At 73.6% G+C, this 17,833-nt stretch carries 16 protein-coding genes; 10 read left to right on the top strand and 6 right to left on the bottom strand.

Going from position 1 to position 17,833, the window contains the following annotated elements; translation table 11 throughout:
* The first annotated feature begins 193 nt into the window (after positions 1–193).
* The 3 genes from ddaH (at position 194) to BLU95_RS11290 (ending at position 3,653) form a co-directional block, all read left to right on the top strand.
* Positions 194–1,051 (top strand): dimethylargininase, encoded by an 858-nt coding sequence (ddaH, locus tag BLU95_RS11300; RefSeq protein ID WP_353653580.1) that lies wholly within the window; start codon positions 194–196, stop codon positions 1,049–1,051.
* A 341-nt stretch (positions 1,052–1,392) separates the two neighbouring features.
* Complete coding sequence (locus BLU95_RS11295; RefSeq protein WP_107452520.1) at positions 1,393–2,520, top strand: methyltransferase; 1,128 nt, start codon at positions 1,393–1,395, stop codon at positions 2,518–2,520.
* A 35-nt stretch (positions 2,521–2,555) separates the two neighbouring features.
* Entirely contained in the window at positions 2,556–3,653 is a 1,098-nt protein-coding gene (locus tag BLU95_RS11290; protein ID WP_093859903.1) for a prephenate dehydrogenase, read from the top strand.
* 49 nt (positions 3,654–3,702) lie between these two features.
* Here the strand turns inward: BLU95_RS11290 and BLU95_RS11285 are convergent, their stop codons facing one another.
* The 5 genes from BLU95_RS11285 to BLU95_RS11265 form a co-directional block, all read right to left on the bottom strand.
* The gene (locus tag BLU95_RS11285; RefSeq protein WP_231978521.1) at positions 3,703–4,776 is read right to left on the bottom strand and encodes a ParB/RepB/Spo0J family partition protein; all 1,074 of its coding nucleotides are present in this window, start codon (positions 4,774–4,776) and stop codon (positions 3,703–3,705) included.
* 1,066 nt (positions 4,777–5,842) lie between these two features.
* On the bottom strand, positions 5,843–6,409 hold the full coding sequence (locus BLU95_RS11280; RefSeq protein ID WP_093864799.1) for a TetR/AcrR family transcriptional regulator: 567 nt from the start codon (positions 6,407–6,409) through the stop codon (positions 5,843–5,845).
* A 145-nt stretch (positions 6,410–6,554) separates the two neighbouring features.
* Positions 6,555–7,196 (bottom strand): hypothetical protein, encoded by a 642-nt coding sequence (locus BLU95_RS11275; RefSeq protein WP_093859902.1) that lies wholly within the window; start codon positions 7,194–7,196, stop codon positions 6,555–6,557.
* Positions 7,197–7,213: 17 nt separating this feature from the next.
* Complete coding sequence (locus tag BLU95_RS11270) at positions 7,214–7,543, bottom strand: helix-turn-helix domain-containing protein (protein WP_093859901.1); 330 nt, start codon at positions 7,541–7,543, stop codon at positions 7,214–7,216.
* A gap of 109 nt (positions 7,544–7,652) precedes the next feature.
* The gene (locus tag BLU95_RS11265; protein WP_093859900.1) at positions 7,653–8,534 is read right to left on the bottom strand and encodes an LLM class flavin-dependent oxidoreductase; all 882 of its coding nucleotides are present in this window, start codon (positions 8,532–8,534) and stop codon (positions 7,653–7,655) included.
* Positions 8,535–9,009: 475 nt separating this feature from the next.
* Between BLU95_RS11265 and BLU95_RS11260 the strand changes: the two genes are divergently transcribed.
* From BLU95_RS11260 to BLU95_RS11230, 7 genes are all read left to right on the top strand, one after another.
* On the top strand, positions 9,010–10,125 hold the full coding sequence (locus BLU95_RS11260) for a glycosyltransferase family 2 protein (RefSeq protein ID WP_197698749.1): 1,116 nt from the start codon (positions 9,010–9,012) through the stop codon (positions 10,123–10,125).
* Positions 10,098–11,564 carry an NAD(P)/FAD-dependent oxidoreductase gene (locus tag BLU95_RS11255; protein WP_197698748.1) on the top strand — a complete coding sequence of 489 codons (1,467 nt, stop codon included), beginning with the start codon at positions 10,098–10,100 and terminating at the stop codon, positions 11,562–11,564. Before BLU95_RS11260 ends, BLU95_RS11255 begins: the two co-directional genes overlap by 28 nt.
* Before the next feature lie 99 nt (positions 11,565–11,663).
* A complete protein-coding gene (locus tag BLU95_RS11250; RefSeq protein ID WP_197698747.1) occupies positions 11,664–13,082 on the top strand; it encodes an aspartate aminotransferase family protein in 1,419 nt (472 codons plus the stop codon).
* Positions 13,079–13,657, top strand: coding sequence for a hypothetical protein (locus BLU95_RS11245; RefSeq protein WP_159424857.1), 579 nt, complete (start codon positions 13,079–13,081; stop codon positions 13,655–13,657). Before BLU95_RS11250 ends, BLU95_RS11245 begins: the two co-directional genes overlap by 4 nt.
* Positions 13,654–15,132 carry a GMC family oxidoreductase N-terminal domain-containing protein gene (locus BLU95_RS11240; RefSeq protein ID WP_093859898.1) on the top strand — a complete coding sequence of 493 codons (1,479 nt, stop codon included), beginning with the start codon at positions 13,654–13,656 and terminating at the stop codon, positions 15,130–15,132. Before BLU95_RS11245 ends, BLU95_RS11240 begins: the two co-directional genes overlap by 4 nt.
* Before the next feature lie 156 nt (positions 15,133–15,288).
* Positions 15,289–16,167 carry an SDR family NAD(P)-dependent oxidoreductase gene (locus tag BLU95_RS11235; RefSeq protein WP_093859897.1) on the top strand — a complete coding sequence of 293 codons (879 nt, stop codon included), beginning with the start codon at positions 15,289–15,291 and terminating at the stop codon, positions 16,165–16,167.
* 60 nt (positions 16,168–16,227) lie between these two features.
* Positions 16,228–16,806, top strand: coding sequence for a TetR/AcrR family transcriptional regulator (locus BLU95_RS11230; protein WP_093859896.1), 579 nt, complete (start codon positions 16,228–16,230; stop codon positions 16,804–16,806).
* A gap of 120 nt (positions 16,807–16,926) precedes the next feature.
* Here the strand turns inward: BLU95_RS11230 and BLU95_RS11225 are convergent, their stop codons facing one another.
* The gene (locus BLU95_RS11225) at positions 16,927–17,763 is read right to left on the bottom strand and encodes an alpha/beta fold hydrolase (protein ID WP_093859895.1); all 837 of its coding nucleotides are present in this window, start codon (positions 17,761–17,763) and stop codon (positions 16,927–16,929) included.
* Positions 17,764–17,833: the final 70 nt, after the last annotated feature.

The following is a 17,833-nucleotide window of genomic DNA, read 5'->3' as shown; positions in this document are numbered from 1 at the left end:
CCGCCGCCCGGCCGCGGCCGGGCGCGGGAGATTCCGGCGGCCCTTCCCGTACCCCCCTCGGGAAGGGCCGCCGGTGTTCCGGCGGGCACGCTTGCCGGGCCGCCGCGGAATTCCCTACCGTGAATGACCGTCACATTTTTCGCCGTTCGGCCCTCCGGACGGCTCCACAGATTCCCGAGGGGATTTCATCTTGCTGATCGACGACCTCACCGAAACGGTCCCCGCCCGGGCTTCCCGGAATGTCCGGACCATGACTCCGAAGCGCCTGCTGATGTGCCCGCCGAGCCATTTCGACGTCAACTACTCGATCAATCCGTGGATGGTCCCGGAGAAGCCCACCAGCCGGGACCTGGCGGTCGCCCAGTGGGAGCAGCTGCGCGACCTGTACGTCGGCCTCGGCCACACCGTCGAGGTCATCGCGCCCGAACAGGGCCTGCCCGACATGGTGTTCGCGGCCAACGGCGCGACCGTGGTCGACGGCCGGGTGCTGGGCGCGCGGTTCCGGCACCGGGAGCGCACCGCCGAGGGGCCGGCCTATCTGCGCTGGTTCGAGGAGAACGGCTTCGATTCCGTCCACTGGCCCGAGTACATCAACGAGGGCGAGGGGGACTACCTGCTCGCCGGGCGGACGATCCTGGCGGGTTCGGGATTCCGGACCGACCGCCGTTCGCACGCCGAGGCGCAGGATTTCTTCGGACTCCCGGTGGTCTCGCTGACCCTGGTCAACCCCCGGCACTACCACCTGGACACCGCGCTCAGCGTGCTTTCGGACGACGAGATCATGTATTACCCGGAGGCGTTCTCGGATTCCAGTCGGCGGGTCCTGGAGACGCTGTTCCCCGACGCGGTCCGGGCGAGCGCCGAGGACGCCGCGGTGTTCGGCCTGAACGCGTTCTCCGACGGGCGGCACGTGTTGCTGCCGCAGTCGGCGGTGGGGCTGATGGCCCAGCTGCGGGAGCGCGGTTTCGAGCCGATCGGCGTGGACCTGACGGAGCTGCTGAAGGCCGGCGGAAGCGTCAAGTGCTGCACCCTGGAGCTCCGCACCGCCTGACCGCCTGACCGCCCGCCCTCCGGACGGCGCGGTCACGTTCGACTGCGCCGTCGCTGCAGTTGAACGCCGGTCGCACAGAGGGTAGTTGATCGGCTCCGGTGCCCGCGATACCTTCGATGGGCGCCAGGCCGCGGTACTTCTTCCTGCGGCCAACGGAGCCGCCGGCCACCCACACGGGCCGGCCCCTCGTCCGGACCGCCGCTCCACCGGGGCCGGGTCCTCCACCTCCACCGCCCCGCCCGTGGCACCCGGCAGGGCACCGGGCGGACGACGCGCGCATCCGCCGTCCTCCCGCCACTCACGGCGCCTTCACGGATACCTCCCACACCTTCTGGAGAGTCATGGCCATCACCGACGTCGACGTCCACCCCACCGACGGCGCCCGCCCGCTGCCGGCGCCCGGAGACGTCGCGCCCGGAGACGTCGCGCCCGGGGCGGTGAAGGACGTGGTCGGCAGCGACGACCCGAGGGCCGTCATCTGGGAGGTGATCCGCGGCCAGTGGCGGTTCTCCGCGCTGTACGCGTTCGTCGACCTCGACCTGGCGCGCCGGCTGAACGAGCGGCCGATGGGCGTGGCCGAGCTCGCCGGCCTCTGCGCGGTGGACGAGGGCGCGCTGGCCCGGTTGCTGCGCACCAACGCGACCCTCGGCGTGGTGCGCTCGGTCCCGGACGGCGAGGGCGGCACGCGGTACGCGCTGACCGACGCCGGCCGGACGCTGGACGCGGGCGACGAGCGCTCGATGCGCTCGGTGGTCATACCCCAGGGCGCGCCCGACTTCATTGACGCGATGGGCTCGCTCGCGGACGCCGTGCGGACCGGGAAGTCCCCGTTCGGGGCGAAGTTCGGCTCCTTCTACGCCTACCTCGAGAGCCACCCCGAGGCCCGGGAGCACTTCGACGCCCACATGGTGACGCGCTCGCGGGCGATCGCCGCGGCGGTCGTCGAGCGCTACGACTTCGCCGGGACCGGCACCCTCGCCGACATCGGCGGCGGGTCGGGCACCATCCTGGCCACGGTGCTCCGGGCCAACCCGGGGCTGCGCGGGGTGCTCTTCGAGCTGGCGTCCGTCCTGGCCGGCGCGCGCGGGTTCCTGGCCGGCGAGCAGGTCGTCGACCGGTGCGAGCTGGTGGCAGGGGACTTCTTCGAGGCGGTCCCGCCGGCCGACGCCTACCTGCTGTCCAACATCGTCCACAACTGGGCCGACGACACCGCCGTCACCATTCTGCGCAACGTCCGCGCGGCGATGCCGGACGACGGCCGGGTGCTGCTGCTGGACATGCTGCTGCCCGACGACGACCGCCCCCACCTCGGCAAGGAACTGGACATGCGGATGCTGGCCCTGCACCAGGGCGGCCGGGAGCGCACCGAGGCGGAGTACTTCGGCCTGCTGCGCCGAGCCGGCCTGACCGTGCGCCGGGTGGTGGAGCTGCCGTTCGCGCTCAGCCTGATCGAGGCGGTCCCGGCGTGACGGCGGCCGGGACCACGGAGCGGTAGGGGACGGCGATGCGATCCGCGCTGGTCGTGGGCACCGGGCTGATCGGGACCTCGGTGGCCCTGGCACTGGTGACCCGGGGCGTGCAGGTGTACCTGTCGGACGTCGACCGGACGGCCGAGCTGACGGCGGCCTCGCTGGGCGCGGGGCTGGCCGAGGAGCCGGCCGGGCCGGTGGACCTGGCCGTGGTGGCGGTGCCGCCCGGGGCGGTCGGCGGGGTGCTCGCCGGCCTCCAGACCAGGGGGGCGGCGCGGCACTACACCGATGTGGCCAGCGTCAAGTCCGGGCCGGAGCGGGACGCCGTCGCGCTGGGCTGCGACCCGGTGCACTACGTCGGCGGCCACCCGCTGGCCGGCGGGCAGCGGCCCGGCGCGCTGGGCGCCCGGGCGGACCTCTTCGAGCGCCGCAGCTGGGTGCTGACCCCGAGGCCGGAGGCCGGCACCGAGACCCTCAACAAAGTGCTGGAGCTGGTCGCGCTGTGCCGCGCCGTCCCGGTGGTGATGGAGGCGGCCGCGCACGACCGGGCGCTGGCGCTGCTGTCGCACGCGCCGTACGTGGTGGCCAGGCTGCTGGCCGAGCGGGTGCGGCGGGCGGGCCGGGACACCGCGGAGCTGTCCGGTCCGGGAACGGGCGACCTCGCCTGGACGGCGGCGGCCGACCCGGAGCTGTGGGGCGAGGTGCTGCGGGCCAACGCGACGGCGGTCGCCGATGCGGTCGACGAGTGGGCGGCGGACCTGCGGGAGGCGGCGGCAGGCCTGCGCGGCCTGGCGGCGCCGGGCAGGACGGGTGAGCCGGGGACGTCCGGGCGCGAGGACGGCGGGATGATGCGCGGGCTGCTGGGGGAGTGGAACGGGGAGGGCACCGGCGTCTTCGGTGGGCGCGGCGGTCCGCCGGTGCGGAGCCGGACGCTCGCTGTGCCGATCGGCGACCGGCCCGGCGAACTCGCGCGGCTGTTCGCGGACGTCGCGGGGGCCGGGGCGAACGTCACCGACGTCCGCCTGGAGCACCCGGAGGCGGGCCGGACGGCCCTGGTCCACCTCGCGGTGGCCGAGGCGCAGGCCGGCGCCCTGGAACGCGCGCTCGTGGCGCGCGAATGGCCGGTGGGGTAGCCGGATGCCGCAGGCGCGGGCACCCGGCCACCCCGGTGGCGGCCCGGGGTCAGGAGGCGTCCCGGGCCCCGCCGCGCGCGTGCCCGTCCAGTTCCTGGGCCAGGCCCAGCCAGGAGTCGGCGACCATCCGGGCCATCCTGCTGATGAGCGCCGCGGAGTGCGGAGGGACGGCGGTCGTCAGGCTGTACCAGTCCTGGGAGGCGATCGAGTTCTGCTGGAGCAGCCGCAGCAGCCGGCGCCCCTCCTCCTTGTGGCGCAGCGAGGGGTCCCGCAGCAGCCGCTTCATGATCGCCGTCGCGTCGACCGGCAGGTCGGGTCTGCGCTCCTGGCTCGGGGCCGTGGGCTGTGCGGGAACCTCGGCGCCGCGGGCCGGCTTCTCGGCGGCCAGCCGCACGGGGACCGGGGCCTGGCCCTCCCTGATCCGCCGACGCACGTCGCTCGCGGTGGCGGGGGAGATCCCGGCGATCCGGGCGACCTCCCGGATGGAGGCGTCCGGCCGGTCCTCCAGGACCTTGGCTGCCCTGTACCGGCGGTCGGCGGCGTCGAGCGGACGGACCTTGCCGTCCATGCCGACCCGGGAGGTCATCGGGGGCAGGCTGTCCGAGGCGGCCCGCCGGATGGTGGCCACCGCCTTGGCGCCCAGCCCGGAGGCCCGGGCGATCACCCGGTCGGACATGTTCGGCTGCGAGGCGATGATCCGGGCGGCCGCCGCGCGCCGGTCGGCCTGCGAGAGGGGGAGGCCGTGGGTGACGTTGGTGATGACGGAACAGAGGAAGGCCTCCTCGGGGGTCCCGTCGAAGAACTCGACCTCGATGGTGGTGCGTCCCTGGGCCAGCGCCGCCACCAGGCGGTGCATTCCGTCGATCACCCGGAGGGTGCTCCGGTCCACCAGGATCGGCGGCAGCGGCGTCTCCACGCTCGCGAGCCGGGCGATGTGCTCCTCGTCCATCCCGCCCAGGCGCGGAGAGTCGGCCGGGCGGAGCGAGCCGATCGCGAGTGTGGTGATCTGGTGTTCGCCTCTGGTAGAAGTCAGGGGCTGGTGAGGGCCGGGTGACTGGGCGGTGCGGTGAGCGGCGTCCTCCTCGTGGGCACGGTCGAGCAACTCGGTGAGCGAATGGATCACAGCGACATCCCCCGTATGTGAACCTTCAGGAACCGGTGTCCGGACGTCCCCTCCGCGGAGGCTCCGTCAGCCGTCTGCTCCCGTGGACGTGATTCATCGCGCTTCCCCCTTCGAGTCGGAGAGTGGGGATTCTCCGAACCCCTGGTGTTAATGGACATGACGACACTAGTCCCAAGGGCCCCCCGCCTGGAGACCCGGACCAGGTCGTCGCGTTCAGACTTCTGAGTAATCGTCACAAAGAGGCCGTGCGCATGTCGAGCCGGGAACAGCGAATACGAACTTCTCATGCGGCGCCCGTGTTCAACCGCTGCGCGGCGGCGGTTGAACACCTGCCTGCGACCCGGACGACGGGGGGCGCAGCCAGCGACGGCGAGGAGCAGTCCGGTCGTGCGCCGGGCCCCGGGGGCGCGGCGGGCGGGCACCGGCCGGCGCAGCGAGGCGGGCAGCCGGGCGGCGCTCCTCCAGGTGACGGGCGTGACGGCGGGTCACCGTGCTGCGGTGGTCGACGGCCCCGCAGCGGCCCGAACACCACGGCCGCCAGGCCGAGCAGGACGAGGACGGGATCCGCGAGTGGGCTCCGGGAGGCCGTCGCGCCCGCGTCCGCCGCGGCCGTCGAGCGGGCTGTGTCCGTCATCGTTCCCCCCCGATCCTGTTTTACCGTTTCGGATGGTTCGGCCAGATTCCATCGGCCAATGCCAAGAGGTATTCGAAGGGCGGAGTGACCGGCGGCCGGACGAGGGTCTCATCGACCGTCGAGCACACGGGCGTCCAGGTTGTGGTGCGCCGCGAGGAAGCCCAATGGGTGGGAAGTCGAGAGGTGTGCCTTCGATCCGGGCTCGCCGGTAACCGCTGACCTGGTCGGACGACTCGAACAGCGGAAGGAGCTCCGGCTCTGCGGGTCGTTCCCAAGGACGCATCAACTCTCCTGTCCAGCAGCGTCATTGACGCCGTTGTACGCTCGACGGTGCCCGCGGCGGCCCAGCAGGGGTGGGCGGTGGGGGAGGGAGAACGGGGCCACGACGCTGAGCAGGGAGCACCTCTCATGCCTAAATGCAAACGTTTTGCGTTAGATGGAAGGTAGGCCGAGTGCCGCCGCCACGAGCCGGTCGGTGTAGGCCGTGGACAGCTCCGAAGGGCGGAACAGGATGCGATACATCAGGGGGGCGACGACGGTGTCCAGCAGGGTCTCCACATCGGGCACGGCCTCCCCGCGCCCGGCCGCGCGCACCCCGACTGCCTTCAACTGCTCGGCGGCGTAGTCGGAGCAGCGCATCGCGTTGCCCTGCTCCGGATCCCCCTGCAGGGCGTCGCGGACGTAGGTGCGGCCCGCCGTCGAGGACATCTCCTCGGCGAACTGCGCCGCCCACGCCTCCAGGTCCGCACGCAGGCTGCCGCGGTCGGCCGGCGGGGCGTCGGGGCGCAGCCGCTCGACGGCCACGTCGGACAGCAGTTCCCGCAGGTCGCCCCAGCGCCGGTAGACGGTGGACGGCGTCACTCCCGCGCGGGCGGCGATCAGCGGCACGGTGAGGGTGTCACGCCCCACCTCCGCCTCCAGCTCGCGGACGGCCCGGTGGACGGACTGCTGGATGCGGGCGCTGCGCCCGCCGGGGCGTGTGGTTGCTCGGGCGCTCATGCCCACAGCTTAATGCGAAGAAGTTGCGTCTGGCGCGGACCGGCCGATCGGCCGCCCTCGTGGCCGTGACGGTCGGGAGGCGCGGGTAGCTCAGTCTGCGGGGCGGGCCCGCTCGTCGGTGCCTCACCGGGGCGGGCGGCCGGTGCTAGCCGGTGGTGATCTCGGGGCCCAGGGCCTCGACGGCGTTGGTGAGGACGGGGGCTCCGACGATGTTGATGAGCAGGAGGCCCAGGGCGAAGGATTTCTGGGCATCCGTCATCGTGCTTCCGGCGAGGGACCTGACGGCCGTGCCGAGTTCCTGCTGTTCGGTGGCGGGGCTGTTCTGGAGCAGGCCGAGGCAGAAGGTCGGCAGGGCGAGGTGGGCCTTGGTGAAGGAGACGCCGTGCATGATGGCGGCGACCTGTCGGGACCGCTCGCGGGCCCGGGCCCGGTCGACGCCGCGGTCGGCGGCGGTGAGCAGGATGGTGAGCGCGGTGCTCGGGCCGACGCCGATGTCCTGCTGGCCGATCCGTACGGTGAAGAGCGAACTGCGGAAGAGCGCGAGTGATCCGAAGGCGGCCACCAGTACCTGGGTGGCGGCCACGCCGCTCGCTCCGGAGGCGCCGAAGGTCCAGTCGAAGGTGCGGGCGAGGTAGAGCGCGCTGCCGGCGGAGGCCGCGTTGATGGCGGCGTACGTCCAGGCGCTCGGCACCCGCAGCAGGGCGGCCGGCCGGTCGCGGTAGCGGGAGACCAGTTCGGCCAGGCCGACGAGCAGGGCCAGGCCGCAGGCGACCAGGTATCCGAGCACTGTCGCCTCCGGCGGGGTCAGCCGAGCCAGCGGGCGGCGAACCTGGTGCCGGACTCGGTCAGCCGGAGGGAGTCCTCGCCGTCCTGGGTCCGCACCTCCAGCAGCCCGAGGTCTCGCAGGACGATCACTTCCTGCGCCATCCGGAGGGCGCTGAACCCGAACCGCTCCCGCAGCCCGTCGACCGTGACGGGGCCGGAGGCCGCGACCGCCCGGAGCAGCTCGGTGGCGCTGTCGGACAGCGGTGCGCCCTCCGGGGCGGCGCCCGACTGGACGGAACTCCCGGACGGGGGGCCCTGCGCGCTGGAGAGGAAGGAGCTCCACGGGTCGACGGAGTCGGGCTGCGTCACGTTGCTGCTCCCTCGGCGGCTGGGCAGGCACCTTCCCGCATTGTGCCACCCGGGTGCCGCGCGCGGTTACGGTCGCGCGCGGTCACGGTCGGGCGCGGGCGGGATCGGATCACGGGGCGGTGGGGCGAGGCGGGCCGGCTCCGATGCGGGTGCGGACGAGGTCGACCGGGCCGCTGAACCAGCCGAGTTTCTCCACCCACCAGGTGAGGCCGGCCGCCCGGTACGGGGCGACGACGAGCGCGTCGGCGGCGCGGTGGACGCCGGACGTCCGGCCCTCCATGACGACGTCGAACGGCTGGTCGGGGGAGGGCCGTTGGGCGCGGACGTAGGAGACCACGGCTGCCAGGTCGGCGGGGGGCATCATCTCGGTGTGACCCACCCCCGCCCGGGTGGGGAAGACGCCGTCCCAGTGCGCGGCCCGCCGCATGGGGCGTTGCGCGGGCCAGGTGCCGGCGATCCAGACCGGGATGCGGGGGCGTTGCGGGGCCACCGGCCGGAAGGTGAGGTCGGTGACCGTGAACCAGCGGCCCCGGAAGGTGAAGGGGCGGCCGGTCCACAGGCCGTCGAGGACGTCCAGGGCTTCGTCCAGCTTCTCGGCGCGCACCCGTGGGTCCGGGTTCTGGCCCAGCGCCTCGAACTCGGCGGCGGAGGAGCCCAGGCCGGCGCCGAAGATCAGCCGTCCGCCGCTGAGGAGGTCCAGTGCGACGGTCGCGCGGGCGACTTCGGCGGGGTGCTTGAGGGCGAGCACGTTCACCATGACGCCGATGCGCAGGCGCTCGGTGTCGGCGGCGATCACGGCGAGGGTGGTCCAGGAGTCGGTGACGTGCTCGTCCGGGTGTTCCGCGACCTGGCCGTCCCAGAGGAAGAAGCCGTCCCAGCCGGACCGTTCCGCCAGTACTCCCAGTTCGCGGAGCAGCCGGGGGTCGGCGTACTCGCGCCGGTTGGGCAGTCCGACGGCGTATCGCAGCGGCTGCTGTGGCGTGGCGTCCATCGGTTGTCGCCTTCCTGGTGTCACTGGTCCTGGTGTCACTGGAGGGTCCTGGAGTCACTGGAACGACCGGTTCCACCTTCGATGGTGTCGGTTGTGCGCGGCCGGGGGCAACCGGAGCGGCACCGGTCGGTCGCAGCGGGTGGGCGGTCGCTCCGCAGGCCGGGGGACGACTACGGTGCTACGGTCCTTTGGGAGCCCGAAACGCCCGTGGCGGTTCGGATGCCCTCCCTGTCCGGCGGTGTCTCCTCGGCGAGACGGTACGCCGCCCTCCCCCCACCCCCCGGACCGGTGATCGACGGGACCGGTGATCACCGGGTCCCCGCAGCCGGAACCGCTCGGCGGCGGTGGGGCGGAGGGCGCCTTCGACGCCGGCGAGGTCAGGCCCGCGCCGCCCGGGCCTCCCACACCTTCGCCACCTCCCACAGCCATCGCCTCCGGACGGAGAAGCGCGCCCGGAGGATCCGAAGGAGCAGTGATGTCCGAGAACAACGCGGGCCCGGTACCCGGTCCGCGGTATCTGATCAGCGTCGTGGTCCCGTGCTTCAACGAGGAGGCCGTCCTGCCCGCGACCTACGAGCGGCTGACGGCGGTGATGAGCCGTCCGGTCGGCCCCGACCACGAGCCGCCCGACCACGAACTGGTCTTCGTGGACGACGGCAGCACGGACCGTACCTGGGAAGTGCTGCGGGAGTTGGCCGCCGACGACCCCAGGGTCCACCTGGTGCGGTTCAGCCGGAACTTCGGCCATCAGTGCGGACTGCTGGCGGGCCTGCGCGAGGCGGCCGGCGACGCGGTGGTGATGATCGACGCGGATCTCCAGGACCCGCCCGAGGTCGTGCCCGAACTGGTGGAGCGGTGGCGGCAGGGCTGGCCCGTGGTGTCCGCCCGGCGGACCCGGCGGCAGGGGGAGTCCTGGTTCAAACGCGGGTCCGCCTACGCCTTCTACCGGACCCTGGACCTGCTGGCCGACCAGCCGGTGGCGCGGGACACCGGTGACTTCCGGCTGCTGGACCGCAGTGTGGTCGACCTGATCGCGACCCTCCCCGAGCGCAGGCTCTTCCTCCGCGGCCAGATCAGCTGGGCCGGCTTCCCGGAGACCACGGTGGAGTACGTTCGCCGGCCCCGGTCGGCGGGGCGGTCCAAGTACGGCATCGGCCGTCAGCTCGCCCTGGCGCACCAGGCGTTGATGAGCTGCTCCGCCGTTCCGGCGCGGCTCCCGGTGCTGGCCTCGGCCGCGGTGCTCGGTGCGGCGGCCGCCGGAGCCCTGACCGGCCGCGCGGCACCGCGGGGTACCTGGGCGCTGGGCGTCCAGTTGCTGTGCCTCGGTGTGCTGGCGGACTACGTGTTCCAGGAGTACGACCAGACCCGCGGGCGTCCCGTGTACCTGGTCCGCCAGACGGTGCCGGGCCGGTCCGCCGCACGGACGGAGCGAATGGAGCGAATGGAGCGGACGGAGCGAACGGAGTGGACGGAACGGACGGACGGAACGGAGCGAACGGAACGGACGGGCGGAACGGAACGGACGGTGCGAACAGCACGGACCGAGCGGCCGGAGCGGGCCGGGTGGACGACGCGGGCGGCGGCCTCGTGAGCGGCCCGACGGCGGCCGCGGCAGCGCGGGGCGGCCGGACCCCGGACCCGGCGCCCGGTGACGAGGTCCTGGTGATCGGCGGCGGGTTCACCGGTCTGGCCGCCGCCCACGAGCTGGCCCTGGCCGGGGTGGCCTGCCGGGTGCTGGAGCGCGAGCCGTACGTCGGCGGCCTGGCGGGGTCCTTCGAGGTCGGCGGAGCCCGGCTCGAACGGTTCTACCACCACTGGTTCTCCTCCGACCTGGAGGTCCGGGGGCTGTGCGCGGAACTCGGCTGCTCCCACCTGCTCCAGCCGCACCGGACCCGGACCGGCGTCTACTACGCGAACTCGGTGTACCGGTTGTCGAGCCCGTGGGACGTGCTGCGTTTCGCGCCCCTCCCGCTGCCCGGCCGGGTCCGGCTGGGCTGGTCCGCGGTGCGTGCCCACCGGGTGAAGCACTGGCGGGACCTCGAGGACCTCACGGCCCGGGAGTGGCTGGTCGGGCTGAGCGGGCCGCAGGTCTACGAGACGGTCTGGCGTCCGCTGCTGGAAGGCAAGTTCGGCGAGTACGCGACCGAGGTCGGCGCCACCTGGATGTGGACCAAGCTCCACCTGCGCGGCGGCAGCCGGTCGCACAGCGGCCGCGAGGTGCTCTACTACCTGCGGGGCGGCTGTGCCGCACTGCTGGACGCGTGGGTCTCGCGGCTGACCGAACTGGGAGTGCGGATCTGTACGAACACCCCGGTGCGGCAGGTGCTCACCGACGAGCACGGGGTGTGCGGCGTCCGCACCGGGAGCGGCGTGCTGCCGGCACGGCGGGTGCTGGCCACCACGGCACCGGACCTGCTCGCCGGCTTCCTCGCCCCCGCCCCCGCCTCCGCCCCCGTCGGGCCGCCGCCGCATCCGGACGTGCCCGCCGTCCGCCGGCGGCTGTCCGAGATCCCCTACCTCGCCAATCTGTGCCTGGTGCTGCAGAACGACCGTTCCCTGTCCGACACCTACTGGCTCAACGTCACCGACCCGTCGTTCCCGTACGTCGGTGTCATCGAGCACACCAATCTCGAGGATTCGGACGCCTACGCCGGACGTCACCTGGTCTATCTGTCCGCCTACCTCCCGACCGGTGCCGAGCTGTACCGGATGGACGACGACGCGGTGTTCGAGGCCAGCCTGCCGCACCTGAGGCGGATGTTCCCGCAGTTCCGGCGCGAGTGGGTCCGGAGCCACCACGTCTGGCGGGCCGATCACGCCCAGCCGGTCATCACCCCGCACTACTCCGACCGCATCCCGGCGACGGAGACCGATGTGCCGGGGCTCTACCTGGCCAGCATGGCCCAGGTCTACCCCCAGGACCGGGGCACCAACTACGCCGTGCGGCAGGGGCGGAACGTCGGCCGGCTGATCGCCGACCGGATCCGGACCGCTCCCCGTACCGCACCCGATCGATCCATGACCGCCTGACGCCGGGCACGCCGTGCGCGGCGGGTGCGCCGGGTACGGCGGCACGGCGGCGCGGCGGCACGGCACGGGACCGGAGTCCGGTCCCGGGGAAGGGACGCCATGAACTCCCTCATCAGCACCGAGGACTGCGAGCGGATGCCCGTCGCGCGGGTGCACGAGCTCTACCGTCGTCATGTCAGCCGGGGCCAGGTGACCCTGCTCTCCGCCTTCGGATTCGGCCGCGACGCCGTGGACAGCGCCTCGGGCTGCTGGATCACCCTGCGGGACGGGCGGCGGGTCCTGGACTTCACCGGCGGGATCGGCGTGCTGAACCACGGCCACAACCACCCCCGCATCCTGGCCGCCCGCCGACGCTTCCAGGAACTGCGGCGGATGGAGGTGCACAAGAACTACTTCTCGCCGTACGTCGCCGCGCTGGGGCACAACCTGGCCCAGCTGCTGCCCGGGGACCTCGATGTCAGCTACTTCCCCAACTCGGGTGCGGAGGCCGTCGAGGGCGCCCTCAAGATGGCCTACAAGTACCACCGCGGCCATCGCGGCACGGTGCTGCACACCGACATCGCCTTCCACGGGAAACTGCTCGGCGCCGGAAGCCTGACCGCCTCGCCGGAGGTGCACTTCACCTTCCCGCGAATCCCCGGCACGGACAGTTTCGCCTTCGGCGACCTTCCCTCGCTCGAACTCGCCCTGGAGCGGCACACCACGCCCGAGGGCGGGAGCGACGTCTACGCGCTGGTCCTGGAGCCCTTCAGCGCCTCCGCCCTCCGTGAGTGCTCCGAGGAGTTCCTGCGCGAGGCGCGCCGGCTGTGCACCGAGCACGACATCGTCCTGATCTTCGACGAGGTCTATACCTCCTGGGGCAGGACCGGTTCGCTCTTCCACTTCATGCGCCACCGCGGCCTGGTCCCGGACGTGGTGACCACCTCCAAGTCCTTCGGCGGCGGCAAGGCGTCCATCTCCGGCTACGTGGCCAGGGAGCCGGTCTTCCGCCGGGCCTACGACTCGCTGCCCGACGCCACCCTGCACAGCACCACCTACTACGGATTCGGGGAGGAGACGGTCACCGCGCTGGAGGCCGTGGCGATCGCGGTCGAGGACGACTACCCGGCCAGGGCGCGCCACCTCGGCGAGCGGCTGCACCGCGGCCTCACCGCCCTCGCGGCCGGCCACCCGCACTTGATCGCGGAGGTGCGCGGCACGGGTGCTCTCCAGGGCGTCGTCCTGCGCCACGTTCCGGCCACTCTCGACCACGCGCTGAGGCTGCTGCCGTCCTCCTTCGCGCGCGACCCGCAGGCCGGGGCCAAACTGGCCACCGCCGCCGTGGTCGCCGCGCTCTACCGTGACCACGGCGTGCTCACCTACTACGGCTCCAACCACGACCTCCCGCTGATTGCCGCACCTCCCCTGGTGGCCGTGGACTCGGACCTCGACGTCTTCCTGGAGGCCCTGGACGCGGTGCTGGCCAAGGGCATGCCCCGCCTCCTCGCGGGCCTGGTCAGGGAGAAGGTCACCGCATGAGCGCCCCGGCGGCCCGTCCCGGGGCACCGGTCGAAGGGTTCCGTACCGCGCCGGAGCACCGTCGCCCGCGCGGCCGGGAGCGGCGGGTGAGGGTCCGGGAGCGGCGGGTGCGGGTCTGGGAGCGGCGGGTGTGCTCCGCCGGGCTCCCGCCGCTCTGGGCGGGGCGCTGTACTTTGCTGTCCGAACCCGCCCGCCGGGCTGCCGCCGTCCGGCACACGGCCGCCACACTGGCCGCCCTCCCGGGGCCGTACCGCTTGGTGTTCGCCCTGCTCATGCGGGTGTTCCCGGCGGCCGTCGTGCTCGCGGTCCCGACCGGCCCGTTCCGGGGCGCCGCGGACCGGACCCGCCCGCGACGGGTCGCCGACCGGCTGTCCGCGGTGCCCGGCTGCGCCGAACTGCTCAGGGTGAGCCTCGCGTTGGCCCTGCACGGGGCGCTGGACGGTGCTCCGGACGGCGCTGTATACGGTCAACTGCCCGGTGCTCCGCCGGGCCCGCCGTCCGGCGCCGCGGAGGACCGCGCTCCGCTCGACCTGCCGCACGGATCCGCCACCGCACCGCGTCGGGGGCCGCGATGACCGGGGCCGTCCGTTCCGTCCGCTGCGACGCCCTGGTGATCGGCTCGGGGGCCGGGGGCAGCACGGCGGCCCTGGAACTCGCCGGCGCGGGCCGGGAGGTCCGCGTCCTGGAGGAGGGCCCGCGCGTGCCGCAGGCGTGGATCACCCGGGCGTCCCCGGCGGAGAACCTGCGTGTGCTCTACCGCCAGGGCGGTCTGCTGCCCATCCACGGCGCGCCCACCATCCCCTTCGGGGAGGGGCGTTGCGTGGGGGGAACCACCGTGGTCAACGGCGGGTTGTTCTGGCGTCCTCCGGAACACCTGCTGGAGGGCTGGGCGGCCGCGGGTGTCGACGGCTACCGGGCGCACCACCTCGCCCCCCACCTGGCCGAGGCGGAGCGGCGCCTCGGTGTCGTCGACCAGCAGCCCGGCGGGGGGAACCGCGACTCGGTGCTGCTGGCCGAGGCGGCCGACCGGCTCGGCTGGCGCTGGGCACCGGCCCGCCGGGTGGTACGGGGCTGCCGGCACGCCAACCGGTGCGTCACCGGCTGCCCCACCGGGGCCAAGCAGAGCATGCTGGTGAGCTACCTGCCCGCCGCCGAACGGCTCGCGGCGGTCGTCGAACCCGACACCCGGGTCGTCCGGCTCGAACACGACGGCACCCGGGTCACGGCCGTGCACGCCCTGCGCGACGGCCAACGGCTGCGCTACCTCCCGCGGACGGTGTTCCTGGCCGCCGGTCCGGTCGGCAGCGCGCTGCTGCTGCGGCGCAGCGCCATCGGGGGACGCGGCCCGGGCGGAGCCATCGCGTTCCACGTCAACTTCCGTACGGTGGCGCGGTTCGACGAGCCCGTCCGCGCGGGCGAGGGCACCATCTTCACGGCGCAGTTGCAGGAGTTCGCGGACCGGGGTGTGCGGGTGATGCCCGGGAACCTGACGCCGGGGTCGCTCGCGGCGGCGCTGGCGGCCCATCCCGCCGGGACCGTCGACCGGATGCTGGCCCAGCTGGACCGGGTCGCGGTCTACACCACCCAGGTGAGCGTCCGGGGCACCGCCCGGCTGCTGGCGGTGCCCGGCCTCGGCGCGCTGCTGCGGCACCGCCTGACCGCGAGCGACCGGGAACTGCTCCGCTGGGCCTTCCGGCAGACCGCCGAACTCCTCCTGGAGGCCGGCGCGGTCGAACTGCTGCCGCCCGGACCCGCCTGCCTGTCGACGGCCGCGCAGACGGCCGACTTCGCGCTGCACGGCCGGCCCGAGAGCTGGGACCTGATCTCGGTCCACGCCATGGCGTCCTGTCGGACGGGGCCGCCCGCCCTGGGCGGAGTGTGCGACCTCCTGGGGCGCCCGCACGGTTTCACGAACCTGCGGCTGTGCGACGCGAGCGTCCTGCCGGGGGCGACGGGCGTCAGCCCGCAGGAGACCATCATGGGCTTCTCCCACCTGATCACCGCCCGGTACCTGGAGCAGTCCGCCGGCGCCCGGGCCGGGGGCGTCTGAGGCCCGCCGGTACCTGAGGTCCGGGGGCGTCCGGTTCCCGCCGCGAGGGGTCGGCGGTCCGGCAGCTTCCCGCGCACAAAACGGATAGGTAATCCGTATCTGCTACGGTGACCATCAAACGGATAACCTATCCGCACAACAGGAACGGGTGGTGCCATGAAGCGGACCGCGGTCGTCACGGCGGGAACGGCGGGGATCGGACTGGAGACCGCGTTGGGGCTGGCGGCGGCCGGTCTCGCGGTCACCGTGGTCGGACGGGACCGGGTGCGCGGCGCGCACGCGGTCGAGCGGATCGACGCGACGGCGCCCGCGCACCCCGCCCGGTTCCTGGCCGCCGATCTGGCCTCGCTGGACGAGGTCCGCGCCCTCGCCGCCCGGCTGGGCGAGGACGGCCCGCCGGCCGTGCTGGTCAACAACGTCGGAGCGATGTTCCCCCGCCGGCAGGACTCGGTCGACGGGATCGAGGCGTCCTTCGCCGTGAACCACCTCTCGCCGTACCTGCTGACCGAACTGCTGGTCCCGGCCCTGCGGGCGGGCGCGCCCAGCAGGATCGTCAACGTCACCTCGGCCGCGGTCGGTGTCGCCAGGCGCACCTTCGAGGCCGTCGAACCGCCGGGCGGTTACTACGGCTTCCACTGGTACGGCCGGGCCAAGCTCGCCAACCTCGCCTACACCCTCGAACTGGCCCGGCGCCTCGACGGCAGCGGCGTCTCGGTGTTCGCGGCCGACCCCGGGGGCGCCGCGACCGACATGACCCGCGGCACCATGGACGACCCGCGCATCGTCTCGCCCGGACTCCGGCTGCTCTGGCCGCTGGTGCGGCGCAGGTTCGAGCGCTCCACGTCCGGCCCGGCCTCGCTGGCGGCCAGGTCGTCGGTCCACGCCGCCACCGCCCCCTCGCTCACCGGCCGGACCGGCATCGTCATCGGAGCCGGGGTGGAACCCGTGCCTCCCTCACGGGTCGCGGCGGACCCGCGCGTCGCCGAGGCCGTGCGCCGCCTCAGCGAGCGCCTCGCGCCCGTCGGGACGGTGTGAGCGGGCCCCGCACCGCACCGCGCCGGGTGGCGGATGAGTCATCCGGTTAGACTTCCCGGCATGACGACGGCTCCCCGGCGCAAGGACGCCGCCCGCAACCGGGAACGGATCGTCGCCGTCGCCCGGGGCGTGCTGGACGAGGGCACGCAACTCCAGCTCAACGACATCGCCCGCCGCCTCGGGGTGGGCGTCGGCACCGTCTACCGGCACTTCCCCACCGCCGAGGCCCTGCTCGAGACCGTGGCCGCCCCCGGGCTCGAGGCGCTGGCCGCCCACGGCGAGGCGGCCCTGTCCGACGAGGACGCGGCGCGCGCCCTCACCGGCTTCCTCGCCCGGACCGTGGAGGCGCAGGTCACCGACACCTCGCTGTCCGCCGTCACCGCCGCACCCGCCGACGCGCTGCCCCGTACCACCGAACTGCGGCAGACCCTGTCCGCCGTCGGCAGGCAGCTGTTCCAACGGGCCAGTGACGCCGGTGCGGTGCGGGCCGACGTCACGCCCGAGGACCTGGTGCCGCTGATGTGCGGCGTCGCCTACGCCGCGACCGTCCACGCGGCCCCCGCGGCCCGCGCGAGCACCGCCCGGCGGTATCTGGCGGCGCTGCTGGAGGGCGTGCTCGTCGACCCCGTCGCCCGGTAGCCGGCCCGCGGTCGGCACCGGCACCGTCGTCAGGACGGCGGCGGTACCGGCCACGGACGCTCCGGCGACGGTGCCGAGCGGGGGCGGACGGCCGCGGGCGGGGACGCGCGGCCGTCCGGGTCACTTGGCGAGGAAGGCGAGCAGCGCGGTGTTGACCTCCTCGGCGTGGGTCCACAGCAGGCCGTGCGGCGCGCCCTCGATCTCGACGTAGTCGGCGGCCGGCAGTGCCTTGTGGAAGACGCGGGCGGTGCTGTCGATCGGCAGGGTGCGGTCGCCGGTGCCGTGCAGGATCAGGGCGGGCACGTCGATGCGCGGGATGTCGCCGCGGAAGTCCGTGTACCAGGAGGTGGGGGCGGCCGAGGCGGCGTGGGCGCCGCCGCTCGCGGCGACGTTCCAGCTGTTGCGGACGGCCTCCTCGCTGATCCGGGTGCCGAGGTTCTCGTCCAGGTTGTAGAAGTCGTTGAAGAAGTCGGTGTAGAAGGCGTACCGGTCGGCCTTGGCGGCCGCGACGACGCCGTCGAAGAACTCCTGCGGGGCGGCGCCGTCCGGGTTGTCCTCGGTCTTGAGCAGGAACGGCTCCAGCGAGGCGAGGAAGGCGACCTTGGCGACGCGGGCCGAGCCGTACGTGGAGACGTAGCGGGCGACCTCGCCGGTGCCCATCGAGAAGCCGACCAGCACGGCGTCCCGGAGGTCCAGGGTCTCCAGCACGGTGTTCAGGTCCGCGGCGAAGGTGTCGTAGTCGTAGCCGGTCGTCGGCTGCGAGGACCGGCCGAAGCCGCGGCGGTCGTAGGTGATCACGCGGTGGCCGGCGTCCAGGAGGGCGGCGCTCTGCCGCTCCCAGGAGGCCCCGCTCAGCGGGTATCCGTGGATCAGGACGACCGGCTGCCCGGTGCCGTGGTCCTCGTAGTAGAGGTCGACGGAGGTGGTGTTCTCCTGGCCAACGGTGATGTACGGCATGGGTGTTCCCGTTTCTCTCGGACAGCGTTCGCGCTGTTGACGGGCCTCACGCTAGGGGCCACTGCCGGGG

It is taken from the genome of Streptomyces sp. TLI_053 (genome assembly GCF_900105395.1).
GTDB lineage: Bacteria > Actinomycetota > Actinomycetes > Streptomycetales > Streptomycetaceae > Kitasatospora.
The sequence above is the reverse complement of the archived record's forward strand: the minus strand, read 5'-3'. Positions and strand labels throughout refer to the sequence as shown.